26 protein-coding genes, 1 tRNA gene and 1 pseudogene are annotated in these 25,340 nt (G+C 68.8%); 21 read left to right on the top strand and 7 right to left on the bottom strand.

Features of this window, described 5'->3' with window-relative positions; translation table 11 throughout:
• Position 1 precedes the first annotated feature (1 nt).
• Both GY170_RS14855 and GY170_RS14850 read left to right on the top strand, forming a co-directional pair.
• Positions 2 to 1,321, top strand: coding sequence for an amino acid ABC transporter permease (locus GY170_RS14855; RefSeq protein WP_163894989.1), 1,320 nt, complete (start codon positions 2 to 4; stop codon positions 1,319 to 1,321).
• 12 nt (positions 1,322 to 1,333) lie between these two features.
• Complete coding sequence (locus GY170_RS14850) at positions 1,334 to 2,125, top strand: amino acid ABC transporter ATP-binding protein (RefSeq protein ID WP_163894987.1); 792 nt, start codon at positions 1,334 to 1,336, stop codon at positions 2,123 to 2,125.
• Positions 2,126 to 2,180: 55 nt separating this feature from the next.
• On the opposite strand, the gene GY170_RS14845 is transcribed toward GY170_RS14850, so the two are convergent.
• The 3 genes from GY170_RS14845 to argB form a co-directional block, all read right to left on the bottom strand.
• Positions 2,181 to 2,474: a putative quinol monooxygenase gene (locus GY170_RS14845; protein WP_163894985.1), complete on the bottom strand. Its 294-nt coding sequence runs from the start codon at positions 2,472 to 2,474 to the stop codon at positions 2,181 to 2,183.
• A gap of 10 nt (positions 2,475 to 2,484) precedes the next feature.
• Positions 2,485 to 2,985, bottom strand: a complete 501-nt coding sequence (locus GY170_RS14840; RefSeq protein ID WP_163894983.1) for a SixA phosphatase family protein — start codon at positions 2,983 to 2,985, stop codon at positions 2,485 to 2,487.
• Between the two features lie 126 nt (positions 2,986 to 3,111).
• Positions 3,112 to 4,002 (bottom strand): acetylglutamate kinase, encoded by an 891-nt coding sequence (gene argB / locus GY170_RS14835; protein ID WP_163894981.1) that lies wholly within the window; start codon positions 4,000 to 4,002, stop codon positions 3,112 to 3,114.
• Between the two features lie 284 nt (positions 4,003 to 4,286).
• On the opposite strand from argB, the gene leuB reads away from it, so the two are divergent.
• Both leuB and GY170_RS14825 read left to right on the top strand, forming a co-directional pair.
• A complete protein-coding gene (leuB, locus tag GY170_RS14830) occupies positions 4,287 to 5,381 on the top strand; it encodes a 3-isopropylmalate dehydrogenase (protein WP_163894980.1) in 1,095 nt (364 codons plus the stop codon).
• Between the two features lie 132 nt (positions 5,382 to 5,513).
• Positions 5,514 to 5,966, top strand: a complete 453-nt coding sequence (locus tag GY170_RS14825) for a ferritin-like domain-containing protein (protein WP_163894978.1) — start codon at positions 5,514 to 5,516, stop codon at positions 5,964 to 5,966.
• Positions 5,967 to 6,016: 50 nt separating this feature from the next.
• Here the strand turns inward: GY170_RS14825 and GY170_RS14820 are convergent, their stop codons facing one another.
• The gene (locus tag GY170_RS14820; RefSeq protein WP_163894976.1) at positions 6,017 to 6,529 is read right to left on the bottom strand and encodes a DUF421 domain-containing protein; all 513 of its coding nucleotides are present in this window, start codon (positions 6,527 to 6,529) and stop codon (positions 6,017 to 6,019) included.
• 150 nt (positions 6,530 to 6,679) lie between these two features.
• Between GY170_RS14820 and GY170_RS14815 the strand changes: the two genes are divergently transcribed.
• Both GY170_RS14815 and GY170_RS14810 read left to right on the top strand, forming a co-directional pair.
• Positions 6,680 to 7,678 carry a DMT family transporter gene (locus tag GY170_RS14815; RefSeq protein WP_163894974.1) on the top strand — a complete coding sequence of 333 codons (999 nt, stop codon included), beginning with the start codon at positions 6,680 to 6,682 and terminating at the stop codon, positions 7,676 to 7,678.
• Between the two features lie 54 nt (positions 7,679 to 7,732).
• A tRNA-Pro gene (locus tag GY170_RS14810) sits at positions 7,733 to 7,809 on the top strand.
• A gap of 199 nt (positions 7,810 to 8,008) precedes the next feature.
• Here GY170_RS14810 and GY170_RS14805 read toward each other — a convergent pair.
• The gene (locus GY170_RS14805; RefSeq protein ID WP_163894972.1) at positions 8,009 to 8,791 is read right to left on the bottom strand and encodes a DUF1013 domain-containing protein; all 783 of its coding nucleotides are present in this window, start codon (positions 8,789 to 8,791) and stop codon (positions 8,009 to 8,011) included.
• 128 nt (positions 8,792 to 8,919) lie between these two features.
• Here GY170_RS14805 and GY170_RS14800 point away from each other — a divergent pair, with 128 nt between their 5' ends.
• Entirely contained in the window at positions 8,920 to 9,546 is a 627-nt protein-coding gene (locus GY170_RS14800; RefSeq protein WP_163894970.1) for a ribonuclease T2 family protein, read from the top strand.
• Between the two features lie 373 nt (positions 9,547 to 9,919).
• Here GY170_RS14800 and GY170_RS14795 read toward each other — a convergent pair whose 3' ends face one another.
• Both GY170_RS14795 and GY170_RS14790 read right to left on the bottom strand, forming a co-directional pair.
• Complete coding sequence (locus GY170_RS14795) at positions 9,920 to 10,408, bottom strand: DUF3859 domain-containing protein (RefSeq protein ID WP_163894968.1); 489 nt, start codon at positions 10,406 to 10,408, stop codon at positions 9,920 to 9,922.
• 236 nt (positions 10,409 to 10,644) lie between these two features.
• Entirely contained in the window at positions 10,645 to 12,243 is a 1,599-nt protein-coding gene (locus GY170_RS14790) for a phosphoenolpyruvate carboxykinase (RefSeq protein ID WP_163894966.1), read from the bottom strand.
• A 346-nt stretch (positions 12,244 to 12,589) separates the two neighbouring features.
• Between GY170_RS14790 and GY170_RS14785 the strand changes: the two genes are divergently transcribed.
• From GY170_RS14785 to GY170_RS18725, 14 genes and pseudogenes are all read left to right on the top strand, one after another.
• A complete protein-coding gene (locus GY170_RS14785) occupies positions 12,590 to 13,291 on the top strand; it encodes a response regulator transcription factor (RefSeq protein ID WP_163894963.1) in 702 nt (233 codons plus the stop codon).
• Between the two features lie 9 nt (positions 13,292 to 13,300).
• Positions 13,301 to 15,046, top strand: a complete 1,746-nt coding sequence (locus tag GY170_RS14780) for a sensor histidine kinase (RefSeq protein ID WP_163894962.1) — start codon at positions 13,301 to 13,303, stop codon at positions 15,044 to 15,046.
• A 4-nt stretch (positions 15,047 to 15,050) separates the two neighbouring features.
• Positions 15,051 to 15,467 (top strand): HPr kinase/phosphorylase, encoded by a 417-nt coding sequence (locus tag GY170_RS14775; protein ID WP_235937853.1) that lies wholly within the window; start codon positions 15,051 to 15,053, stop codon positions 15,465 to 15,467.
• Positions 15,468 to 15,471: 4 nt separating this feature from the next.
• Complete coding sequence (gene rapZ, locus GY170_RS14770) at positions 15,472 to 16,389, top strand: RNase adapter RapZ (protein ID WP_163894958.1); 918 nt, start codon at positions 15,472 to 15,474, stop codon at positions 16,387 to 16,389.
• A gap of 4 nt (positions 16,390 to 16,393) precedes the next feature.
• A complete protein-coding gene (locus GY170_RS14765; protein WP_163894957.1) occupies positions 16,394 to 16,819 on the top strand; it encodes a PTS sugar transporter subunit IIA in 426 nt (141 codons plus the stop codon).
• A gap of 13 nt (positions 16,820 to 16,832) precedes the next feature.
• Entirely contained in the window at positions 16,833 to 17,111 is a 279-nt protein-coding gene (locus GY170_RS14760; RefSeq protein WP_163894955.1) for an HPr family phosphocarrier protein, read from the top strand.
• Positions 17,112 to 17,157: 46 nt separating this feature from the next.
• On the top strand, positions 17,158 to 18,030 hold the full coding sequence (locus GY170_RS14755; RefSeq protein WP_163895393.1) for a lysophospholipid acyltransferase family protein: 873 nt from the start codon (positions 17,158 to 17,160) through the stop codon (positions 18,028 to 18,030).
• Between the two features lie 269 nt (positions 18,031 to 18,299).
• A complete protein-coding gene (gene tolB / locus GY170_RS14750) occupies positions 18,300 to 19,625 on the top strand; it encodes a Tol-Pal system beta propeller repeat protein TolB (protein ID WP_163894953.1) in 1,326 nt (441 codons plus the stop codon).
• Between the two features lie 77 nt (positions 19,626 to 19,702).
• On the top strand, positions 19,703 to 20,233 hold the full coding sequence (gene pal, locus GY170_RS14745; RefSeq protein ID WP_163894951.1) for a peptidoglycan-associated lipoprotein Pal: 531 nt from the start codon (positions 19,703 to 19,705) through the stop codon (positions 20,231 to 20,233).
• The gene (locus GY170_RS14740; protein WP_394351496.1) at positions 20,230 to 21,054 is read left to right on the top strand and encodes a tetratricopeptide repeat protein; all 825 of its coding nucleotides are present in this window, start codon (positions 20,230 to 20,232) and stop codon (positions 21,052 to 21,054) included. Before pal ends, GY170_RS14740 begins: the two co-directional genes overlap by 4 nt.
• Positions 21,045 to 22,301 (top strand): tRNA lysidine(34) synthetase TilS, encoded by a 1,257-nt coding sequence (gene tilS, locus GY170_RS14735; RefSeq protein WP_163894947.1) that lies wholly within the window; start codon positions 21,045 to 21,047, stop codon positions 22,299 to 22,301. The genes GY170_RS14740 and tilS overlap by 10 nt, the downstream gene beginning before the upstream one ends.
• A gap of 88 nt (positions 22,302 to 22,389) precedes the next feature.
• Complete coding sequence (gene ftsH, locus GY170_RS14730) at positions 22,390 to 24,303, top strand: ATP-dependent zinc metalloprotease FtsH (protein WP_163894945.1); 1,914 nt, start codon at positions 22,390 to 22,392, stop codon at positions 24,301 to 24,303.
• A 158-nt stretch (positions 24,304 to 24,461) separates the two neighbouring features.
• Positions 24,462 to 24,974: an acyloxyacyl hydrolase gene (locus GY170_RS14725; protein WP_163894943.1), complete on the top strand. Its 513-nt coding sequence runs from the start codon at positions 24,462 to 24,464 to the stop codon at positions 24,972 to 24,974.
• 158 nt (positions 24,975 to 25,132) lie between these two features.
• Positions 25,133 to 25,333: pseudogene (locus tag GY170_RS18725) on the top strand (hypothetical protein); the annotation flags it as partial.
• Positions 25,334 to 25,340: the final 7 nt, after the last annotated feature.

The following is a 25,340-nucleotide window of genomic DNA, read 5'->3' as shown; positions in this document are numbered from 1 at the left end:
GATGGCCGACATGCATTCCGAAGCTGACCTGGCCTTCGTCCGCGAGACGATGCTCGCCCAGAAGGAGCCGCCCATCGCCGAGCAGGGCGCGCTCAAATGGCTGCGGGAGAACCTGTTCTCCTCCTGGCTCAACGCCATCCTGACGGTGCTGTCGCTGCTCCTCGTCTACTGGGTGCTGGCGCACACGCTGCCGTGGCTGCTGCGCGGCGTCTGGGATGCCGGCTCGCTGGCGGAGTGCCGCGAGATCCGCGACGCCCGCTACGGCGACGGGGTGGATGCGGCCTGCTTCGCCGTGATCACCGATCGCTGGCAGCAGCTCCTCTTCGGCTTCTACCCGAGGGAGCTCTACTGGCGGCCGATCCTGGCGCTCCTGTGCTTCTTCGCCGCCATCGCGCCGGTCCTCTTCGCGCGGGTGCCGCGCCAGATGCTGGGCTTCACCGTCGCGGCGCCCTTCCTGATCTTCCTGCTCCTGTGGGGCGGCACGATCTGGGGGCCGCTCACGGTGGCGCTGGGCTTCGTCATCGGCTGGGCCTGCATCGCCTTCCTGACCAAGCCGCTCGGCCGGCTGGTGGCCACGATCGCAGCCGTCCTGCTGCCGATCATCTTCTGGCTCTTCCTCGCCGGCCCGCTGGCGCGGGAGCTCGGCAACATCCTCCCCATCGGGCTGGAGCCCGTCGGCTCGAAGGATTTCGGCGGCTTCATGCTCTCCTTCGTCATCGGCGTGGCGGGGATCATCCTGTCGCTGCCGCTCGGCATCCTCCTGGCGCTGGGGCGGCAGTCGGACCTGTTCCTGATCAACAAGGTCTCCGTCGGCTTCATCGAGCTGATCCGCGGCGTGCCGCTGATCGTCTGGCTCTTCACCGCCTCGCTGCTGCTGAACTACTTCCTGCCGCCGGGCACCAACTTCGACATCATGCTGCGCGTCATCATCATGGTGACGCTCTTCTCGGCGGCCTACATCGCCGAGGTGGTGCGGGGCGGCCTCGCCGCCCTGCCGAAGGGCCAATACGAGGCGGCGGACGCGCTGGGGCTGGATTACTGGCAGTCCATGCGGCTGATCATCCTGCCGCAAGCGCTGAAAATCGCCATCCCCGGCATCGTCTCCACCTTCATAGGGCTCTTCAAGGACACGACGCTGGTCGTCTTCATCGGCCTGCTCGATCCCATCGGCCTGTCCAACTCCATCCGCGCCACGACGGACTGGAACGGCATCTACTGGGAGCTCTTCCTCTTCATCGGGATCATGTTCTGGATCTTCTGCTTCAGCATGTCCCGCTACTCCATGTACCTCGAACGCAAGCTCACCCGCGAGCATCGCTAAGGAGCCCTATCCATGACCGCGCTAGATACCGAGCTTCAGATCGACCGCTCGAAACTGAAGGTGAGCGACGAGGTCGCCGTTCAGATCACCAAGATGAACAAGTGGTTCGGCACCTTCCACGTGCTGCGCGACATCGACCTGACCGTCTACCGGGGGGAGCGGATCGTCATCGCCGGCCCCTCCGGTTCCGGCAAGTCGACGCTGATCCGCTGCATCAACCGGCTGGAAGAGCACCAGTCGGGCAAGATCGAGGTGGACGGGACGGTGCTCAGCTCCGACCTCAAGAACATCGACAAGGTGCGCTCCGAGGTCGGCATGTGCTTTCAGCACTTCAACCTCTTCCCGCACCTGACCATCCTCGAGAACTGCACGCTGGCCCCGATCTGGGTGCGCAAGACGCCCAAGAAGGAAGCCGAAGAGACGGCGATGCACTTCCTCGAAAAGGTGCGGATCCCCGAGCAGGCCGACAAGTACCCCGGCCAGCTCTCCGGCGGTCAGCAGCAGCGCGTCGCCATCGCCCGCTCGCTCTGCATGCGCCCGCGGATCATGCTCTTCGACGAGCCGACGTCGGCTCTGGACCCGGAGATGATCAAGGAGGTGCTCGATACCATGATCGAGCTGGCGCAGGAGGGCATGACCATGCTCTGCGTCACGCACGAAATGGGCTTCGCCCGTCAGGTCGCCAACCGCGTGATCTTCATGGACCAGGGCCAGATCGTCGAGCAGAACGAGCCGGAGGAGTTCTTCAACAACCCCAAGAGCGACCGGACGAAGCTGTTCCTCAGCCAGATCCTCGGTCACTGAGGCGCGAGACGCGTCCGCAAGGGAGCGGCGAGCAGGGCGGCCCCGGGGCCGCCCGTCACCCCTCCGGCGCGCCCGACAGGATATGCGTCGTCGCCACCCGCTCGACGGTGGCGACGAGCGGGCGCAGCCGATCGACCATCTCGCGCGCCCCGGGGCTCCGCAGCGATGTCGCATGCACCGCCGGGCTCTTCCAGATTTCCGTCACCCAGACGGCGCTGCCGTCGTCCACATCCCGCGCCACCACGTAGGAGAGGCAGCCCGGCACCTCGCGGGGCCTGTCTTCCAGCACCTTGATCACCGCCTCGCGCTGGCCCGGACGAGCCACGATCTTTCCGACGACACCGTGCATCGCCCGCGCCTCAGCCCAGCTCTGCCGGCACGGTGAAGTCCACCAGCCGCCCGGTGCCCTCGGCCACCTTGGCCCAGTCATCCGTCTGGAAGGAAATGACGGCCGTCGCGCCCGTCGGGTAATCGTCGAAGCGCGGGTGATCCCCCCGCTCCGCCAGCAGCGCCTGCGCCAGCGCCCCGATGCCGGGGTTGTGGGCGATGACCTGGATCGTCTGTGCCGTCGTCTCCCCCCGCAGGATCTCGAGGATCCGCGCCGCCGAGGCCTGGTAGAGGCTCTTTCGCTGCCGCACCGGCGGCCAGCTCGCCCATTCCGCGAGGATCAGCGCCAGCGTCTCCCGCGTGCGCTTGGCGTCCGAGCAGAGCACAAGATCCGGCAGGTGCCCCGTCTGCTGCAGCCACTGGCCGAGGAGCGGCGCCGCCCGGCGGCCCCGCTTGTTCAGAGGGCGGGAATGGTCGTCGGCGTCCTGGCTCCAGTCGGATTTGGCGTGGCGGGTGAGGATAAGGGTCTTCAAGGGAAAAAAGCCTTCGCAATCAATACAGGGTGGTGCCTCGCTCCGTCGCCGGAGCAGGCGGGGCAATCGCCTCCCATGCTCATGCCCCCACCCTCGGTGTCAAGCCGGCCGCCGCCGGCGGCCGCCTCACTCCGAGGTCGGCACCCGGGGTTCGCTGGCGCGGATGATCGACCCGGCGCCATGCTCGGTGAAGAGCTCCAGCAGTGCCGCGTTCGGCAGCTTGCCGTTGATGATGACGGCCGCCCGCACGCCCTTCTCCACCGCCTGCAGCGCCGTCTCCACCTTGGGGATCATCCCGCCGGAGATGGTGCCGTCGTCGATCATCGCCCGAACCTGCTCGGGCGAGAGCTGGGTGACGACATTCCCGTCGGCATCCTTGACGCCCGGCACGTCGGTCAGCAGCAGCAGGCGGTCGGCCTTCAGCGCCCCGGCGATGGCGCCGGCGGCGGTGTCGCCGTTGACGTTGAAGGTCTCGTTGGGGTCCATCCCCGTCGCCACGGGCGCGATGACCGGGATGATCCCCGCCTTGAAGAGGTCGCGCAGCACCTGCACGTTCATCTCGATGGGCCGGCCGACGAAGCCGAGCTGCGGGTCATCCGCCTCGCAGACCATCAGGTCGTCGTCCTTGCCGGAAAGGCCGACGGCCCGCCCGCCCTCGTCCATGATCGCCTGCACGATCCGCTTGTTGACGAGGCCGGTCAGCACCATCTCGACGACCTCGACGGTGGCCTGGTCGGTCACCCGCTTGCCGTTGACGAAGTGCGATTCGATGCCGAGCTTGCCCAGCATCTCGTTGATCATCGGCCCGCCGCCATGGACGACGACCGGGTTCACCCCCACCTGCCGCATCAGCACGATGTCGCGGGCGAAGTCCGCCATCGCCTCGACGCCGCCCATGGCGTTGCCGCCGAACTTCACCACCACGATGGCGCCGGAATAGCGCTGCATGTAGGGCAGGGCCTTCTGAAGGGTGCGGGCAGTTGTCAGCCAGTCGCGATCCATGTCCTGTGTCTTCATCTCTCGGGTCCGGGTCCATCGGGTGGTAACCATTCCCACCCCCGAAACCAAGGGTAGCGCCCGCCGCCCCAAGTCAAGCGCCGACGGCCCCACCAGCCCCGATCCTCTTCATCTGGCCGAAAATACCTCGGGGGCGCGGGGGCAGCGCCCCCGCTCCACCACCGGCCACCCGCTCCCGCCGCCCGCCCCCGAACGCCCGGCGAGCCGGCCCGGCAGGGCCGGAGAGCGTTGACGCCCCACCCCCCGCAAGCTACCCGAAGCCGTCCCAACTGACGGAGCGAAAGATGGCCCATTCCCTTCTCATCCTGCCCGGCGACGGCATCGGCCCCGAGGTGATGGCGGAGGTCCGAAAGGTCATCGACTGGTTCGGCACGAAAGGTCACGCCTTCGACGTCTCGGAAGATCTCGTCGGCGGCGCCGCCTACGACGCGCACGGCACTCCGCTCCACGATGACACGATGGCGAAGGCGCAGGAGGTCGACGCCGTCCTCCTCGGCGCCGTCGGCGGGCCGAAATACGACGTGCTCGACTTCTCCGTGAAGCCCGAGCGCGGCCTGCTGCGCCTGCGCAAGGAGATGGACCTCTTCGCCAACCTGCGCCCCGCGCAGTGCTTCGACGCGCTGGCCGATTTCTCCTCCCTCAAGCGCGAGGTGGTCGCCGGGCTCGACATCGTCATCGTCCGCGAGCTGACCTCCGGCATCTATTTCGGCGAGCCGCGCGGCATCATCACCGAGAACAACGAGCGCGTCGGCATCAACACCCAGCGCTACACCGAGAGCGAGATCGAGCGTGTCGCCCGCTCCGCCTTCGAACTGGCCATGAAGCGCAACCGCAAGCTCTGCTCGATGGAAAAGGCCAACGTCATGGAATCCGGCATCCTCTGGCGCGAGGTCGTCACCGAGGTCGGCAAGGATTACCCCGAGGTGGCGCTCTCCCACATGTACGCCGACGCCGGCGCCATGCAGCTCTGCCGCTGGCCCAAGCAGTTCGACGTCATCGTGACGGACAACCTCTTCGGCGACCTGCTCTCCGACGCCGCCGCGATGCTCACCGGCTCCCTCGGCATGCTGCCCTCCGCCTCGCTGGGCGCCCCCATGGCGAATGGCCGGCCGAAGGCCCTCTACGAGCCCGTCCACGGCTCGGCGCCGGACATCGCGGGGCAAGGCAAGGCCAACCCGATCGCCTGCATCCTCTCCTTCGCCATGGCCCTGCGCTACTCCTTCGACCTCGGCGACGAGGCGACGCGTGTCGAGAAGGCGGTGGAGACGGTGCTGGCCGACGGCCTGCGCACCGCCGATCTGCTGGGCGAAGAGGGCAAGTCCCCCGTCTCCACCTCCGAGATGGGCGACGCCATCGTCGCGGCGCTGGCCGCCGCGTAACTCAGGACAGCGGCGCTGGCCGCCTCGGCCTGAGCGCACACTCCCGCCCCGCCCATATGGCGGCGGGGCGGAACATCGGGGCGCGCTCCCGGTTCTGTCGGGCAACCGAAACGGAATCTGGAGGAGGCTCCCATGGCCACGACAGTTGGCACCGAGAACACCGCCGAGAAGCTGATCGAGAACTGCATCCTGCTGGAGCATGACGCGATCGCCGCCTACGACACCGTCATCGAGCGGCTCGACTCCGCCGAGTACAAGGCGCAGGTCTCGGCCTTCCGGGACGATCACCACGCCCACCTCGACGCGCTTCGCACCTTGGCCGAGGCGCATGGCGTCACCCCGCCCACGGAAGGCGACATGAAGCAGATGCTGACCACCGGCAAGGTGAAGCTCGCCGACATGATGGGCGACGATGCCAGCATCCTGCGGGCGATGAGCACCAACGAATCGGACACCGTTTCCGCCTACCAGCACGCCTCTGAGAACGCGTCGCTGCCGGCGGAGATGGCCGGCATGGTGGAGACGGCGCTCGCAGACGAAAAGCGCCACAAGGCGTGGATGGAGAGCCATTCCACCGCCGACTGAGCGCTCCTAGCGAGAACCACGGGCCGGCCTTCGGGCCGGCCCTTTTCATGTCAGGGCAGGGCGCGGGGCGTACGGCGCACGCCGTCCATCAGCCCCTCGGCCAGCTCGGCGCCGGGATCGGCATAGATCACGCTCACTGTCCCCGTCGTCTCCAGCACCACGGCGCGGATCTTGGCCCGCTCCACCGTGCCTGATTCCCGCAGCTTGGCGATGAGGTCGCTCCGCGCGATCTGGGCACTCTCCATGTTCTCGTCCATGAAGCTGCCATTCTCCATCAGGAGGAGCGGCGTATTGTCCACCGCGTTGCGGAACGGCGAGAGCCGCACGCGCACGCGGCTGACCAGCCCCTGCACGAGGAAGAGCACCACGAGCGCCGCCAGCGCCGGGCCGAACGCGTCCTTCGTCGTCAGCGCCGTGGCGAGGACGGAGCCGGTGGCAACCGTGATCGCGAAATCGAAGGCGGAGATCTTCGAGAAGCTCCTCAGCCCGTTCAGCCGTGTCAGCGCCACCACCAGCGCCACGGTGACGAGGCCCCTGGCCAGCACCTGGACGAATGTCTCCATGCCTATCTCTCCCGCTTCTAAGGCCAATGAGCCTCGGCACTCGACAGTTCCGCCCCGCGCCGGCGCTCTGCCGCCACAAGGGGGGCGCCCGGCCTTGACGCGGGCGGCTCAGCGGACAATCTGCCCGTAAAACCGGGCAGGGACAGTGACATGGGTTCGAACCTAAAGGGCGTGCTACTCGCGCTCGCCGCCTTCGGCATTTATGCGACCCACGACACGCTGGTGAAGTTTCTCGGCGGCGGCTACGCGGCGGCGCAGCTGATCTTCTTCTCCACGCTGCTCTCGTTCCCGCTCGTCACCTTCTCGCTGATCTCCGACAGGGCGCCGGGCACGCTGCGGCCCGTGCACCCGTGGTGGGTGGGGGCGCGCACGCTGGCCGCCGTGGCCAACGCGGTTTGCAACTTCTACGCCTTCTCGACGCTGCCGTTGGCGCAGGTCTACGTGATCCTCTTCGCCTCGCCGTTGATCATCACCGTGCTCTCCATCCCCGTGCTGGGCGAGCAGGTGGGGCTGCGGCGCTGGGCGGCGGTTGTCGTGGGCCTGGCGGGCGTCGTCGTGGCGATCTGGCCCTCGGGCGGGCAGGATGCCATCGGCTTCGAGCTCGGCCACGCCGCGGCGCTGGTCGGGGCGCTCTCGGGCAGCTTCGCGGCCATCTCGGTGCGCAAGATCGGGGCGGACGAACGGCCCGTCGTGCTGATGCTCTACCCGATGATCGCCAACTTCGTCTTGATGGCCGTGGCGCTGCCTTTCGTCTACGAGCCGATGCCGGTGGGGCATCTCGGCCTCCTTGGCGGCATGGCCTGCCTCGGGTTCCTCGGCGGCCTCGTGATCATCGCGGCCTACAAGGCGGGCGAGGCGGCAGTGGTGGCGCCGATGCAGTACAGCCAGATCATCTGGGCGGCGGCCTACGGCTTTCTCGTCTTCGGCGAGACGCCCGGCCGCAACACGACCATCGGCGCGGTCATCATCATCATCTCGGGCCTCGTGATTCTTGGCCGCGAGCGCAACAAGCCCGAGTCGGAGCGCCCCGTCACCCGGACCCGGATGTCGCGAGAGGTGGGCACGGCGCCGCGCCCCTCGGTGCTGATGCGGGTGCTCGACGGTCGGCGCCCTGGCCGCACGAGCGCCGTGGCGCAGCGCAGCGATTGAGCCCGATTCCGCCTTGCAATCCGCCGGCCGCTTCGCTACCTCCGCCGCCACGGTCGGAGTGTAGCGCAGCCTGGTAGCGCACCTGCTTCGGGAGCAGGGGGTCGGAGGTTCGAATCCTCTCACTCCGACCAGATCCCCCAACAAAAGCGGTCTCGTGGCTGATCGCGGCGGCATTGCGCCCCCGATGGCCCGCGCTGACTCGGCGGCGTCAGGCGCTGGCCACGGTCACGGCGTTGTCTCATGGTCCTCGCCTGAATGACCCGCGCACGAAAAAGGCCCCGCGGCGGATGCCCGGGGCCTTGCTTTGATCGGTCTGCGACGCCGGCGGGATCAATCCTCGTCGTCGTCGTCCTCGTCGGTGTCGCCGGGCAGGTTGAAGAAGCTCTCGGCGTCCGAGACGTCGCGCTTGTCCTCTTCTTCCTCCTCCTCATGGCCGCGCGGATCCTCGTCGTCCCCGTCGCCGAGCGAGAAGGTCTCGAGCCCGGACATGCTGGAGGGCATGCGCGGCTCGGTCGGCATCGAGAGGGACTGGGCGGTGGAGACGAGCTTCATCCGCTCGTCATCGGTCATCACCCCGCCCTCGCGGGCTTTCTTGGCGTTGGCCTTCTGCACGGCGGCGTCGAGCTCGGACTGCTTGCACAGGCCAAGGGCGACGGGGTCAATCGGCTCGATATGGGCGATGTTCCAGTGCGTGCGCTCGCGGATCGACTGGATCGTCGGCTTCGTGGTGCCGACGAGCTTGGAGATCTGCCCGTCGCTCAGCTCGGGGTGGAACTTCACCAGCCAGAGGATCGAGGCGGGCCGGTCCTGCCGCTTGGAGAGGGGCGTGTAGCGCGGGCCGCGGCGCTTCTCCTCACCGACGGAGGCGGCGTTGAACTTCAGCTTCAGCCGGTGGGTCGGATCGGCCTCGGCCTTGTCGATCTCGTCCTGCGTGAGCTGGTTGTTGGCGACCGGGTCGAAGCCCTTCACGCCGGCGGCGACGTCGCCATCGGCGATGCCCTGGACCTCCAGCTCGTGCAGGCCGCAGAAGTCACCGATCTGCCGGAAGGTGATCGTCGTGTTGTCCACCAGCCAGACGGCGGTGGCCTTGGCCATCAGCGGTTTGTCAGCCATGTCGGGTCGCCTTTCACACGAATGCTTCTCCCCCGGCCCCTGCCGGGGCGGGTCGCCGGGCGACCCTGTTCTCTTTGTCGGGGAACGGAGGCTATATAGAAGCCGATATGGGCCTTGAAAAGATCAAAATGCCGCTGGGTCGGGCGCTGGCCGCCCTCTGGCTCGCCACGCCCGCCGGGGCGGAGGGCGTGGCGGGGGTGTTCGACTACTACGTCCTCTCCCTCTCCTGGAGCCCGTCCTGGTGCCATCTGGAGGGGGAGGAGCGGGGCTCGCCCCAGTGCGAGGGGGCCCGCGCCTTCGTGCTCCACGGCCTCTGGCCACAATACGAGCGGGGCTGGCCGGACTACTGCGAGACGTCCGAGCGAGGCCCCAGCCGGGCGCAGACGGCGGCGCGGGAAGGGCTCTATGGAGATGACGACGCGGCCTACTACCAGTGGCGCAAGCACGGTGTCTGCTCGGGGCTGGGGGCGGAGGCCTTCTACGACCTGTCGGCGGAGGCCTTCGGCCGCGTCGCCCTGCCAGAGGTGCTGACCGGGCTGGGCCGGGCGGTCACCCTGCCGGCGGAGCTGGTCGAGGAGGCCTTCCTCGAGGCGAACCCGGCGCTGGAGCCGGATGGCGTGACGATCACCTGCAAGTCCGGGATGATCCAGGAGGTGCGGGTCTGCCTGACCCGCGACCTGGCGTTCCGCCGCTGCGGGGCGGACGTGATCCGCGACTGCACTTTGGACGACGCGCTGATGCTGCCGCCGGGGTAGGGCGGTCGGGTGCAGTGTGCGCAACCAGCGCCGGCACCGTAGGGTGGGTTTGTAACCCACCAGCCCACCGCCGCCGCTTTGTCCCCCGCCCGGTACGCGCCGCAGGGCGAGCGCCTGCCCGTCCCGCGGGCTGGCGCTCCGATGCCGCCCGCGCCTTGCTCGGGGCGAGGAGGTGAGTGGCAACCATGAAGCGCTGTCGCGGCAACCCGTGAGCGCCGCCCCACGGGCCGGCACATGCCCTGCGCCTGCGAACGTCGGCGCGGGGGGAGACGGGGGCGGTGGGTTGGAAATCCACCCTGCGTGGGTGGGCCAAGGTTGCCCGACACCTGTGCACGGCCGGTGCATGCCCTGTGCACGCCCGGTGACGGCTCCCCTACTGCGCGCAGGCGCGGAGGAGGCCGTCGCCGGGGCTGGGGGCGATAAGCTCGAAGTCGATGCCGTAGAGCACCTGCCCGTTCGCCTGCGCCTCGATCCGCCAGATGCCCGTCTGCACCTCCTGCGGCTCCTCCAGCCGGTAGTAGAAGGCGGAGAGGGCGGTGCCGGAGATCGACATGTTGAAGCGCTGCTGCTGCGAGCCTTCGCCGCCGAAGGCCGGGTGCGTCACCACGACCGTGACGTTCGGGATGTCGCCGAGGGCCGACTGCGCCTCGACGCCGAAGCCGATGCCCAGCGCCGCCGGCACCACCTGCGTCTCGGCGATGAAGGGCAGCGCATCGCGCACCCCGCCGGCCGGGAAGGAGGAGGAGCAGACGGCCCCCGCGTGCCAGCCCGAGATGCTGTCGGAGACGTAATCCTCCGCCGCGGCTGGGGCGGCGGCAGCGGCAAAGGCGAGGGCGGCGAGGGCGTGGCGGAAACGGGCCATGGGCGATCCTTCAACGGGGCCCGGGAGGCGGGCCGGTAACGGGGCCCGACAGGCGGGCCGGCAGCGGGCGTGACGGCAAACTGTCCTGCGGGGGCGCGCCCGGGTCAAGGGCCCGAGTCTCGGGCCGGTGCGGCGCCGCGGTTCCGCCTCCCCGACATGGCGGGAGGCGGGCCTTGGGGCGGCCCGCCTCCTCTCAGCCCCGCGGCCTTTGGCCGGGGCCGGGGGCATCCCGTGGCTCAGCCGATGGCGGCGGCCTTCACGTCCTCGTCGATGTAAGGGACGTACTGGCCGAAGTTCTCGGCGAACATCTCCACCAGCTTCTGCGCCTGCGCGTCGTAGGCCGCCGGGTCGGCCCAGGTGCGGCGCGGGTCGAGCAGGGCGGCATCGACGCCGGGGACGGAGACGGGCACCTCGAAGCCGAAGTTCGGATCCTTGCGGAACATCCCCTCGTTGAGCGAGCCGTCGAGCGCGGCGGTCAGCAGCGTGCGCGTCGCCCTGATCGGCATCCGCTTGCCCTCGCCATAGGCGCCGCCTGTCCAGCCGGTGTTGACCAGCCAGCAGGTGGCGCCGTGGCGGGCGATCTTCTCCTGCAGGAGCTTGCCGTAGACCTCCGGCCGGCGCGGCATGAAGGGCGCGCCGAAACAGGTGGAGAAGGTCGGCGAGGGCTCGGAGACGCCCACCTCGGTGCCGGCGACTTTCGAGGTAAAGCCGGAGAGGAAGTGATACATCGCCTGCGCCGGCGTCAGCCGCGCGATGGGGGGCAGCACGCCGAAGGCGTCGCAGGTGAGCATGACGACGTTCTTGGGGTGCCCGCCGAGCGCCGTGTCGGACGCGTTGGAGATCGCCTCCAGCGGGTAGGCGCAGCGCATGTTGGCGGTGATCGAATCGTCCTCGAAGTCGAGCTCCCGCGTATCCTCGTCGTAGACCATGTTCTCGATCACGGTGCCGAAGCGCGTGGTGGTGCCGTAGATCTCCGGCTCCGCCTCCTTCGAGAGGCTGATGGTCTTGGCGTAGCAGCCGCCCTCGAAGTTGAAGGTCCCCTTCTCCGACCAGCCATGCTCGTCATCGCCGATGAGCACGCGGCTCGGCTCGGCGGAGAGCGTGGTCTTGCCGGTGCCGGAGAGGCCGAAGAACACCGCCGTGTCCACCGGGTTCTCCGGCGCGTGGTTGGCCGAGCAGTGCATCGGCATGATGCCCTTCTCGGGCAGCAGGTAGTTGAGCAGGGTGAAGACGCTCTTCTTGTTCTCGCCGGAATACTCGGTGCCGGCGATCAGGATCAGCTTCTCGTCGATATTGAGGGCGATCACCGTCTCCGACCGGCAGCCGTGCTTCGCCGGGTCCGCCTTGAAGCTGGGGACGTTGATGATCGTGTAATCGGGGGCGAAGCTCTCCAGCTCATCCCGTTCGGGCCGGCGGAGGAGGTGGCGGATGAAGAGCCCGTGCCACGCCAGTTCCGTCACCACGCGCACGTCGAGGCGGTGGGCCGGGTCGGCGCCGGCGTAGAGATCCTGCACGTAGGCGCGGCGGCCTTCCAGGTGGGCGAGCATGTCGGCCTTGAGGAGGGCGAAGCTCTCGGGGCTCATCGGGGCGTTGTTGTCCCACCAGATTGTGTCTTCGGTGGTGGGCGTGCGGACGACGAACTTGTCCTTCGGCGAGCGGCCGGTGTGCTTGCCGGTGGTGACGAGCAGGGTCCCCCCGCGGCCGAGCCGGCCCTCGCCATTGGCGATGGCGGCCTCCATCAGGCCCTCCTCGGCGAGGTTGTAATGGATCTCGCCCAGCCCGCCGATGCCCTGACGCTCCAGCGTCATCTGAGGGTTCACCCTGCCTTGATCCATCGAATACCTCCTGGCCGCCGGGGCCGAAATCCTGCGCTTGAAGCGGCCTTAACACCCCGGATGTTGCACCAGAAACCCTGATTTTATCCTGTTAGCGCAACCACATGGATGTTAGCGCCAGCACGGAATCCCCGTTAGCGCAACCAAGGTCAGAGCCTTGGCAGAGGGCGAAAATCGGCCCCTAGGGATTGTGCGGCATTTTAGTCATTGGGCAGGGATTTTGGCCACATATGGGGCAGAATGAAGGCGGCGATTCGCAGTTTTGCATTGATTCGTGCGATCTGCCCGGGGGATAGGTTGTGGAAATTGAGGCAGAAAAGAAAACCGAGCAGCAAGGATAAGCGCGATGTCGAAGATCGCCCTGGTGGATGATGACCGCAACATCCTCACCTCCGTCTCCATGACGCTCGAAGCTGAGGGCTTCGAGGTCGATACCTACAATGACGGGCAGACGGCCCTGGACGCCTTCTCGAAACGCCTGCCAGACATGGCGGTGCTCGACATCAAGATGCCCCGCATGGACGGGATGGATCTGCTGCAGCGCCTGCGCCAGAAGAGCTCGATGCCCGTGATCTTTCTCACCTCGAAGGATGACGAGATCGACGAGGTGCTGGGCCTGCGCATGGGGGCGGACGACTACGTCAAGAAACCCTTCTCCCAGCGCCTGCTGGTGGAACGCATCCGCTCCCTCCTGCGCCGGCAGGAGGCCGTTGCCGGCGACGTGGGCCCGACGACCGAAGAGACGAAGGTCATGGTCCGCGGGCACCTGACGATGGATCCGCTGCGTCATGCGGTGAAGTGGAAGGGCAACGACGTCTCGCTGACGGTGACGGAGTTCCTGCTTCTGCAGGCGCTCGCCCAGCGGCCCGGCTTCGTGAAGAGCCGCGACCAGCTGATGGATGTCGCCTACGACGATCAGGTCTATGTCGACGACCGCACCATCGACAGCCACATCAAGCGGCTGCGCAAGAAGATGCGGCAGGCGGATGACGAGTTCTCCGCCATCGAGACGCTCTACGGTATCGGCTACCGCTACAACGAAGAGTAGGGGCCAGGCATGACCACTGCGCCGAAGGTCGACGTGCGCGATCTCGGCTCCGTTCGCCGCGCCGCCGAAACCACGGCGCGCAAGCGGGCGGAGCGCAATGTCATCCTGCTCGGCGACGATTGGGTCGACCCCGAGGTGGGTGAGCGCGAGATGCAGGAATGGCGCCGCCGGCGCCGGGGCGTGATCACGCTCAAGCGCTCGCCGCTGGCGCGCAAGATCATCACCTTCAACCTCGTCGCCCTGATCCTCCTGGTGACGGGGATGCTCTACTTCGCGCCCTCCCGCGCCAACCTCGCCTTCCAGCGCGCCTCCGGCCTCGTGGCGGAGGCGGAGCTGATCGCCGACATGTTCCAGCTGCGCGCCGACATCGCCGCCAGCAGCGACGGCGAGGGGGCCTTCGGCGCCTCCGACGTGCTGGACAGGCTGGATCTGCGCCGCGGTGTGACCGTCTGGGTCTTCGATGCGCAGGGGCAGGTCGTCGGGCAGGCCGCGGCGGGGGAGCCGGAGGCGGTGCAGGGGCTGGAATACGAGGGCGGCGGCACGCTGATCACCAACGCCCTGTCCTCTGCCTGGGACGGGCTGGCGCGGCTGGTCGCCCCCGGCACGGCGGATGAGCCGGCGGCCCCGCAGGTGCCCGCCGGGCTGGTGGAGCAGGCGCTGGCCGGGCGGGGCGCCGTCAGCGACATGCGCGACGGAGACGGCAACTCCATCTTCGCCGTCGCCTCGCCGATCCTTCAGGCGGGAACGACCATCGGCGCCGTCGGCGTCACCTCCGCCCCCGGGGAGATCGACGCGCTCCTGCGGATCGAGCGGGAGCGGGTGCTGCAGATGTTCGTCGTCGGCATCATCGTCTCCATCGCGCTGAGCCTCGTGCTCGCCTCCACCATCGCAAACCCCTTGGCGGAGCTGGCGGCGGCCGCCGAGATCGGGCGCGACAAGAACGCCCGCAAGATGGCGCCCTCCCGCGTGCGCATCCCCGACCTCTCCGCCCGGCCCGATGAGATCGGCCGCCTCTCCTCCGCCCTCCGCGGCATGGTGGCGGCGCTCTACGACCGGATCGAGGGCAACGAGCAGTTCGCGGCGGACGTGGCGCACGAGATCAAGAACCCGCTCGCCTCCCTCCGCTCCGCCATGGGCACGATGCGCGTCGCCAAGCGCGAGGATCAGCGCGAGAAGCTGATCGAGGTGATGGAGCATGACGTGCGCCGCCTCGACCGGCTGGTCAGCGACATCTCCGCCGCCTCCCGCCTCGACGCCGAGCTGGTGAAGGAGGAGGAGGAGACGTTCGACCTGCTGCGCATGCTGACCAACCTCAACGAGCATCTGGGCGGCGATGCCCGCCGGCAGGGGATCGACTACATCACCGATCTGCCGCCCGGCCCGATTACGCTCTCGGGGCTCGAGGGGCGGCTGGCGCAGGTCTTCGTCAACATCATCACCAACGCCGTCTCCTTCTGCGAGGAGGGGGACGCGATCCGCGTCTGGGCCCGCCGCCGGGAGAATCGGGTGCTGGTGGTGGTGGAGGATACCGGCCCCGGCATCCCCGAAGAGGCGCTCACGAAGATCTTCCAGCGCTTCTACTCGCAGCGGCCCGAGCAGCAGTTCGGCAACAACTCCGGCCTCGGGCTCGCCATCTCCAAGCAGATCGTCGAGGCGCATGGCGGCGTCATCTGGGCGGAGAACATCCGCCCCACCGATGCCGACCCGACGTCCGAGCCGCTCGGCGCCCGCTTCGTCGTCGGCCTGCCGGTCTGACCGGGTGGAGGAGGTCCTGCATGCCTCCACCGTCGCGGTGGAGGGGCGGGGGCTCCTCATCCTCGGCCCTTCCGGCAGCGGAAAATCGGCGCTGGCGCTGGAGTTGATGGCCTTCGGCGCCGAGCTGGTGGCCGACGACCGCACCATCGTGACGGCGGAGGAGGGGGCGCTCTTCGCCGCCGCGCCGGCCGCCATCGCGGGCATGATCGAGGCCCGCTACATCGGCCTCCTCAATGCCCCGGCCCGCCCCCGCGCCCGGATCTTCGCCGCGATGGACCTCGGCCGGGTGGAGGAGGAGAGATTGCCGCCCCGCAGAAAATTGACTCTGCTGGGGGCCGATCTTCCCTTGCTTCACAAGCCTGTCACGGGCCATTTTGCAGCTGCAACATTCGCTTATATGCGTTCGGGACGGAGATCCTGATCAAATGAAAGACGCCGCGCCTCTGACGGAGGACGGCAGGCAGCGCCTCGTCCTGGTCACCGGCCCCTCTGGCGCCGGCAGGTCCACGGCGGTGCATGCGCTCGAAGACCTCGGGTTCGAGGCGATCGACAACCTGCCGCTCTCCCTTCTGCCCCGTCTCATCGACGGGCCCGCCCTCACGCGCCCCATCGCGCTGGGGCTGGACGTGCGCAATCGCGACTTCACCATCGAGGCGCTGATCGAGGTGATCGACCGCCTCGCCGCCCGCGCCGACATCGCCGAGGAGCTGCTCTACGTCGATGCCGACGAAGACACGCTGGTGCGCCGCTATTCCGAGACGCGCCGTCGCCATCCCCTCGCAGACAACAGCCCCCTGCACGGCATCCGCCGCGAACGGGAGATGCTGGTGCCCATCCGCGCCCGCGCCGACGTGCTGATCGAGACGGGGGGCCTCTCCCCGCACGACCTGCGCGCCGAGATCGAAGGCTTCTTCGCCCCGCCCGAGGGAAAGCTGCTGACGGTGGAGCTGCAGAGCTTCTCCTACAAGCGTGGCCTGCCCCGGGGGCTTGATTTCGTCTTCGACTGCCGCTTCCTGCGCAACCCGCACTGGGAGCCGACCCTGCGCGAGAGCGACGGGCGCGACGCCGCCGTGGCGAAGTACGTGGTTGAAGACCGGCTGTTTGAGCCTTTCTTCACCCAGCTGTGCGATCTTTTCGGCCTGATCCTCCCCGCCGTGCGGGAAGAGGGGAAGACCCATCTCGCCATCGGCTTCGGCTGTACCGGCGGGCAACACAGATCCGTGGCCCTCGCCGAGCGTTTGGCAAACGCCCTTGCGGTGGGCGGATGGCAGGTGTCTAAACGACACAGGGAGCTTGAGCGCAGGGCGGAGGCCGACCTCCCGGGGCGGGGTGAAGGCAGGTGAAACCGTGATCGGTATCGTCATTGTAGCCCATGGCGGCCTGGCCCGGGAATATCTCGGTGCCGTGGAGCATGTGGTGGGCCATCAGGACGGGGTTAAGGCGATTTCCATCGGGCCCGAGGATGATCGGGCCGCGAAGGAAACGGAGATTTGCGAGGCGGCCAACGCGGTGGATACCGGTGGCGGCGTCGTTCTGGTGACCGACATGTTCGGCGGCTCCCCCTCCAACCTCTCCTTGCGCGCCTGCGGCCTCTCCGGCCGGCGCATCCTTTACGGCGCCAATCTGCCGATGCTCATCAAGCTGGCCCGCTCGCGCCATCTGACCGTCTCGGAGGCGACCGACAGGGCGCTGGCCGCGGCGCGCAAGTACATGGATTGCCACGTCGCCGTGCAGGAGCCGCCGACGGCGGCGGCGCGCTGGGGCACCTCCTGAAAGTGCCGGCGACGTGAGCGGCGGCACGACACGCAACCTCAGGATCGTGAACGTGAAGGGCCTGCATGCGCGGGCCTCCGCCAAGCTCGCCGATCTCGTCGAACGCTTTGATGCCAGTGCAGAAATCTCCCGCGACGGTATGACCGCCTCGGGCGACTCCATCATGGGGCTTTTGATGTTGGCAGCCTCCAAGGGAACGACTATTGAGGTCGAAACGAGGGGCAATGAGGCAGAGCCCTTGGCCGACGCCATCGCGGCACTGGTGGCGGACAAGTTCGGCGAGGGGGACTGACCTCGTCAAGGAGGGGGCCGTCGTGACCGATCTGAGCAACCGCAAGATGCGCGCCATGGGGCCTGTCGCACCGCGGCAGCAGCCGGTGCCCCGCGTTTACGACCGCTCGTCGCTCACCTATTCCGAGACCTTCGACAACCCGTTCAAGCGCACCGCCATCAAGTCCATCGAGTGGATGACCGGCAAGCTGGAAGTGCTGCGCCGGGTGCGCCGCTTCGAGCGGATGGGCGTGCAGCCCGGCCCGGATTTCTGGCCCGGCACGATGAAGGCGATGGGCATCGAGATCCAGACGCCGCAATACCAGATCGACCGCATCCCGAAGACCGGCCCCGTCGTCTTCGTCGCCAACCACCCGCACGGCATGGTCGACGGCATGGTGCTGGCCGATCTCTTTGCCCGGGTGCGCGACGATTACCGCATCCTCTCCCGCTCGATCCTCACCGGGCTGGACGAGAGCGCGACCAAGTACATGATTCCCGTGCCCTTCCCGCACGAGCCCGACAGCCAGAAGAAGATGGTCGCCATGCGCGCCGAGGCGATGGGCCATCTCGCCAACGGCGGCCTGATCGCGCTGTTCCCGTCGGGCGTCGTCGCGACATCGCGCACCCCCTTCGGCCCGCCCATCGAGGCGGAGTGGAACCCCTTCACCGCCAAGATGATCCGCCGCTCCGGCGCCACGGTGGTGCCCTGCTACTTCCCCGGCAACAACTCGCGCTGGTATCAGCTGGCCAACATGGTCTCGCCCACGCTGCGGCAGGGGCTGCTGATCCACGAGATCGTGCATAGCTTCGACAAGCCGCAGTCGCCGATCATCGGCCAGCCCATCGGGCCGGAGGAATGCGAGGAGCGGGGGCAGGACCCGCGCGGCTTCATGACCTGGCTGCGGGCGCGGACGCTGGCGCTGGGCCCGGAGGGCTGAGGGCGGGCTCACGCCCCTTTCATCGGCGGAGGACCGCCGCCCGCACGACGCATCTTGCGACTCTCCCGTGCGCTGCGTCATGTGGCGCCGGCGCCGCGGCGGCCGCCGCATTCCGGCCCGCGCCGGTTGATGTGAAACGCTCCCGCGCCAAATGGCGTTACAGAAGGGCTGCGCAACAAGCGGCACGGGCAGGGCGCCCCGGAAAACGAGAGCCTGGTGGACGAGAGCCCGATGGACGAAAGCCCGGTGGACGAGGGAACGACAAGAGCATGCTGAAGAGACTTCTGGCCGCCCTGATGGGGCTGTCCATGGCCACGCTGCTGGCCGCGCCCGCCATGGCCCAGCAGGGCCCGCTGAGGATCGAGATCACCGAAGGGGTCATCGAGCCGATTCCGATCGCCGTCCCCATCTTCGAGGACGAGGGCGGCGCCGGCCAGCTGGCTGCCGACATCGCCCGCCTCGCGGCGGAGGATCTCACCGGCACCGGCCTCTTCCGTCTCGTCTCTCGCGATGCCTACATCACCCAGACCTCCGATTTCGACGGTGCCGTCGCCTATGCCGACTGGCGGGCGATCAACGCGCAGGCGCTGATCACCGGCGCCGTCTCCGTCAACGGCTCCGCACTGAACGTGAAGTTCCGCCTGTATGACGTCTTCACGGGGGCGGAGCTCGGCGCCGGCCTGCAGTTCAACGGCACGACCGATGGCTGGCGGCGGATGGGCCACAAGGTGGCCGATGCCGTCTACAGCCGCATCACCGGTGAGGGAGGCTATTTCGACAGCCGCGTCGCCTTCATCTCCGAGAGCGGCCCGAAGGACAATCGCGCCCGCCGGCTGGCGGTGATGGATTACGATGGCGCCAACGTGCAGTACCTGACGGACAGCTCCAGCCTCGTCCTCTCGCCGCGCTTCTCGCCCACGGGCGACCGGCTGCTCTACACCAGCTACGCCTCCGGCTTCCCGCGCATCAACATGCTGCAGGTGGCCTCGGTGGGCTCCCAGGCGCTGACGACGGCGGATGGGGAGATGGCCTTCACGCCGCGCTTCTCGCGCGACGGCAGCCAGATCATCTATTCCATCTCCTCGGGCGGCAATACCGACCTCTGGCGGACGGATCTCGGCTCCGGCCAGCACACGCGGCTGACCAATGCGCCCTCGATCGAGACCTCTCCCAGCCTTAGCCCCGATGGCAGCCAGATCGTGTTCGAGAGCGACCGTTCCGGCACGCAGCAGATCTACATCATGTCCGCCACCGGCGGCGAGCCGCGGCGCATATCCTTCGGCGAGGGGCGCTACGGCTCCCCGGTGTGGAGCCCGCGGGGCGACCTCATCGCCTTCACCAAGCAGAATGCCGGGCGCTTCCACATCGGCGTCATGCGCACCGATGGCTCCGAGGAGCGGCTGCTGACGGCCAGCTTCCTCGACGAGAGCCCGACATGGGCGCCGAACGGCCGGGTGCTGATGTTCACGCGGGAAACGCAGGGCGCCGCCGGCGGCCCGACGCTCTACTCGGTGGACATCTCGGGGCGGAACCTGCGGCAGGTGCAGACGGGCGCCTTCGCCTCCGACGCGTCCTGGGGGCCGCTGCAGCCGTGAGGGTGCGGCAGCGCGAAGGCTGGCCTGAGAGGCGGGCGCTTGGTAGACTGAACAAAACGAGCAGACAGGTGAGCCAGATGAGACTTCTTCCGATTGTGCTGATGGCCGCTGTTGCGCTGTCGGCCTGTACGCGGCCTGATCGCTTCGGCGGGGCCGGGGCCGATGGCATGGGGGCCGGCGGCATGGGCGCCGGCGCCGGCGGCGCGGTGACAACCGTCCCGGGCGGGCCGGGTGACCCCAACAGCCCCGAGTACTTCAACCAGGTGGTGGGGGATCGGGTGTTCTTCGCCGTCGACCAGTCCATCCTCTCCGACGCCGCCAAGGTGACGCTGGACGGGCAGGCGCAGTGGCTGCAGTCGCACCCCGATTACCTCGCGGTAATCGAGGGCCACGCCGACGAGGTCGGCACGCGCGAGTATAACGTCGCCCTCGGCGCCCGCCGGGCCAACGCGGCGCGCGAGTACCTCATCTCCCGCGGCATCCCGGCGACGCGCCTGCGCACCGTCTCCTACGGCAAGGAACGCCCTGTGGCCGTCTGCTCCGACGAGAGCTGCTACTCGCAGAACCGCCGGGTGGTGACCGTCATCGCGGCGGGCGCGATCAGCTGATGCGGGCGGCGACCCTCGCCCTTCTGGCGGCGCTCGCGCTGCCCGGCACGGCGCCGGCGCAGGAGGCCAATGCCGAGACGCTGGCGGACATCCGCCAGCAGCTCTCTGCCCTCTATGTCGAGGTGGACAAGCTGCGCGGGGAGCTGAACAGCACCGGCTTCCCGCAGGGCGTCTCCGGCTCCACCCCGCTCGACCGGCTGAACGCCATCGAGGCGGAGCTGCAGCGCATCACCGCCAAGGCGGAGGAGCTGGAGTTCCGCATCAACCGCATCACGGTGGATGGCACGAACCGGTTGGGGGACCTAGAGTTCCGCCTCTGCGAGATCGAGCCGGGCTGCGACATCGGCGCGCTGGGCGACACGCCTAGCCTCGGCGGCATCGACAGCGCCTCTGAAGTCCCGGTGCCCGCCCCGCCGCCGGCGGAGGGCCCGCAGCTCGCCGTGGGCGAGCAGGAGGCCTTCGACGCGGCCGAGGCGGCCTTCGCCGAGGGCCGCTACAGCGAGGCGGCGGATCTCTACCAGCAGTACCTGACCACCTATCCCGGCGGCCCCCTCTCCAACGCGGCGCTCTACAAGCGCGGCGATTCGCTGGAGCAGACGGGGGACATGCAGGCGGCGGCGCGGGCCTATCTCGAGGCGTTCTCCGGTGCGCCGAACGGCGAGTTCGCCGATGACGCGCTCTTCCGGCTGGGCCGGTCGCTGGGGCGGCTCGGGCAGGCGGCGGATGCCTGCGTGACGCTGGCCGAGCTGCCGACGCGCTTCCCCGCCTCGCCGCTGCTCGCCGACACGGCGGCGCTGCGCAGCGAGTTCGGGTGCCCCTGACAGGCGAAAGGCCGGCACTGCTGGCCGGGCTCGCCGATCATTTCACACGGCATTTCGGAGCCGAGCCGCCAACGCGGCTCGGCCTCGCCGTCTCCGGCGGCGGCGACAGCCGCGCGATGCTGGAGGCGGCGGCGCTCTGGGCGCCTGCCGCCGGCGTGGCGCTGGAGGTGGCTTGCGTCGATCACGGCCTGCGCCCCGAGTCGGGCGAGGAGGCGGCGGCCGTCGCCGCCCGCGCCGCCGCGCTGGGCCTGACCGCAGAGGTGCTGCGCTGGGAGGGCCCGGCGGGCGGCAACCTGCAGGCCGCCGCTCGCGCCGCGCGCTACCGACTGCTGGCGGACTGGGCGGCGCGCCGGGGCCTCGGCGGCGTCGCGCTGGCCCATACGCTGGACGATCAGGCGGAGACGTTCCTCATGCGCCTCTCCCGCGAGGCGGGGGTGGACGGGCTCGCCGGCATGGCCGCTAACGTCACGCGCCACGGCACCGTCTTCCACCGCCCGCTCCTCACCGCCAGCCGGGCGGAGCTGCGGGCGGCCTTGGTGGAGGCGGGGCATGGCTGGGTGGAGGACCCCTCCAACGACGATACGCGTTTCGAGCGGGTGCGCGCCCGCCGGGCCCTCGCCGCGCTGGCGCCGCTCGGCATCGGTGCCGGCACGCTGTCGGAGGTGGCGGCGCAGCTCTCCTCCGCCCGCGCGGCTCTGGGCCTGCAACTGGCCGATGCCATCGGCGCGCACGTGACGCAGGAGGCGGGGGACCTGATCCTCGCCCCCACGCTCGCCGAGGAGGCGGAGGAGACGCAGCGCCGGCTCTGGGCCGCCGCCTTCCGCTGGATCGGCTCCAGCCCCTATCCGCCCCGCCGCGCCCCCCTCGCCGCCGCCATCTCTGCCGCCGGCCGCGGCGAGACGGTCACCCTCTCGGGCACGCTGGTCTTCGCCGCCCCGCAGGGGGCGCGGCTGACGCGGGAATGGAAGGCAGTGGCCGCCACGCGCGCCCGACCGGGGGAGCCATGGGATGATCGCTGGATCGTGACTGCGCCGGAGACGGCGGGCGCCGAGGTGCGGGCGCTGGGGCAGGCGGGGCTGCTCGCCTGCGGCGACTGGCGGCAAAGCGGCCTTCCCCGTCAGACGCTTCTGGCCTCTCCGGCCCTCTGGCGGGGGGAGGAGTTGCTGGCCGCTCCACTCGCCTTCCCGGGCCGCGATGCCGATGCGCGTCTTTCCACCCAATTTGCCGAGTGGGCACTATCGGATTGAAGAACGCGCCCCGAACACTATTTTAAGCCAGCAACCGAGGCTGCGGAGGAGCCGCTCCCGGGTCTCATCGCTTCAAAGGAGCCGTGCTTTGGGCAACGCGCGCAACATCGCCTTCTGGGTCGTCCTGTTCCTCCTGATCCTGGCGCTCTTCAACATCTTCTCGAACAGCAGTGCGGGCCTGCAGACCTCCACCAGCTACTCCGACTTCGTCGAAGCGGTTGATAATGGCGAGGTCTCCTCCGTCACGCTGAACGGCGAGCAGGTGCAATACCGCCGCGAGGACGGGCAGACCTACCGGACGATCAAGCCGGAAGATGCCCAGATCACCGACCAGCTGATCGAACAGGGCGTGCCGGTCACGGCCGAGCCGCAGGAGGAGAGCGGGCTGACCGCCTTCCTCGTCGGCCTCCTGCCGTTCCTGCTGCTCATCGGCGTCTGGATCTACTTCATGAACCGGATGCAGGGCGGTGGCCGCGGGGGCGCCATGGGCTTCGGCAAGTCCCGCGCCAAGCTGCTGACGGAGAAGCACGGCCGCGTCACCTTCGATGACGTCGCCGGCATCGACGAGGCCAAGGAAGAGCTAGAGGAGATCGTGGAATTCCTGCGCAACCCGCAGAAGTTCTCGCGCCTCGGCGGCAAGATCCCCAAGGGCGCGCTGCTCGTCGGCCCCCCCGGCACCGGTAAGACGCTTCTTGCCCGCGCCATCGCGGGTGAGGCGGGCGTGCCCTTCTTCACCATCTCCGGCTCCGACTTCGTCGAGATGTTCGTGGGTGTCGGTGCGTCCCGCGTGCGCGACATGTTCGAGCAGGCCAAGAAGAACGCGCCCTGCATCGTCTTCATCGACGAGATCGACGCTGTCGGCCGCTCCCGTGGCCAGGGCTACGGCGGCGGCAACGACGAGCGCGAGCAGACGCTGAACCAGCTTCTGGTGGAGATGGACGGCTTCGAGGCCAATGAGGGCATCATCATCGTCGCGGCCACCAACCGCCCCGACGTGCTCGACCCTGCGCTTCTGCGCCCCGGCCGCTTTGACCGCCAGGTCCAGGTGCCGAACCCCGACATCAAAGGCCGCGAGAAGATCCTCGCCGTGCACGCCCGCAAGGTGCCGCTCGGCCCCGACGTGGATCTGCGCGTCATCGCCCGCGGCACGCCCGGCTTCTCGGGTGCCGATCTCGCCAACCTCGTCAATGAGGCGGCGCTGATGGCCGCCCGTGTCGGCCGGCGCCACGTGACGCTCGACGATTTCGAGATGGCCAAGGACAAGGTCATGATGGGCCCCGAGCGGCGCTCCATGGTGATGACCGAGGACGAGAAGAAGCTGACCGCCTACCACGAGGCCGGCCACGCCATCGTCGGCCTGCACGTCCCGCAGCACGACCCGGTGCACAAGGTCACCATCATCCCGCGCGGCCGCGCGCTCGGTGTGACCTTCTACCTGCCGGAGCGGGACAAGCTGTCGCTGACCAAGGAGAGCGCGCTGTCCAAGCTCGCCTCCGCCATGGGCGGCAAGGCGGCGGAGGAGCTGGTCTTCGGCCCCGACAACGTCACCAACGGCGCCTATTCCGACATCCAGCACGTGACCAACATCGCCACGGCGATGGTCAGCCAGTGGGGCATGTCGGACAAGCTGGGCAACATCAACTACACCTCCACGCAGGAGAGCTTTCTCGGCAACCAGTCGCAGTTCAACGCCTCCGGCGAGAGCCGCACGATCATCGACCAGGAGGTGCGCCGTCTGGTGGACGAGGCCTATGAGAGGGCCAAGACCATCCTGAAGGAGAACTGGTCGGAGATGGAGAACCTCGCCCAGGGCCTGCTGGAATACGAGACGCTCACCGGCGCCGACATGATGAAGGTGATCCGCGGCGAAACCCCCGGTGGCGACGACGAGGACGGCGACGCCCCGCAGGAATCGCAGAAGCCCTCGCTCGCGGTCGTCCCCAAGACGAAGCCGCGCCGCAACAAGGGCGATGGCGGGCTGGAGCCCGAGCCGACCGCCTGATCAGGGCGGCACTGCCAGACAACCAGACCCCCGCGAGCCTCTCGCGGGGGTCTTGCTTTGCGCGGACGGCGCCACGTCTCCTCAGCCGCCCCCCGTGACATCCGCCGCGCTGCGTGTCAGCAGAAGAGCGGAGCGAGTCAGACGGGCGGAATATCGAGATGGATGCACTACTTGCGGGGCTGTTCGTCATCTCCAGCTTCGGCGACATGGCCCTCAACTACTGCCCCGATGCCTGCCTCGCCCGGGCCGAGGAGGAGCCGCGCATCGCGCTCAGCTACGGCGGCGTGCAGTTCCAGGAGGATTTCGTCGCCCGCGAGGCCTACGCCCGCTACAGCTTCCCCCTCCGCTACGGGCCGGTGCAGCCGGTGCTCGGCGTGGCGCTGGCGGAGGACGGCTCCGCCTGGGTCGGCGCCGGCGGGGCGTGGACGGCCCATGCGCCGGGCGACTGGGGCTACGTTCAGTTCTCCCTCATGCCCGGCCTGCACCACGAGGGCGCCGGGCCGCGGCTCGGCCAGAGCCTCGAGTTCCGCTCCGGCATCGAGCTGGGGGTGGAGAGCCCGGGGGGCATCCGCTACGCGATCTCCTTCGATCACCGCTCCAACGCCGACCTGTCGCCGGTGAACCCGGGGCTGGAGACGCTGCAGTTCCGCGTCTCCATCCCCCTCGACTGACGGCGCCTCCACCGACGTAAACCAGCCTGGCGCTGCCGCCGATTCCGAAGCCGAAAGTGTCGGAATCGCCTGTCTTCCGGGTATCTCTCCCCGCTATCCGTGGCTCGGACGCCGGCGCGGGCTGCCTCGGCAGGGGAGAGGAGGGAGAGAGATGAGCCAAGTCCGACATCGAGATCGCGCGAAACGCCTGCAAGAAACCGATCGCGGAGATCGGCGCCAATCTCGGCCGCCACATCTCCAACGTGGGGCAGGGCGCCGAGGCGGTGCTGTGCAAGCACCGGGCCAAGGGCTCCGCCGGGATCGAGGATCTGGCGCACAAGGTCGTCCCCCGGACGAGAGCATCCGGCTCAATGGCGCCGGCCAGAT

Source organism: Pseudoroseicyclus tamaricis, assembly GCF_012070395.1.
GTDB lineage: Bacteria > Pseudomonadota > Alphaproteobacteria > Rhodobacterales > Rhodobacteraceae > Pseudoroseicyclus_A > Pseudoroseicyclus_A tamaricis.
Note: the sequence above shows the minus strand (reverse complement) of the source record. Positions and strands in the feature narration are given on the sequence as shown.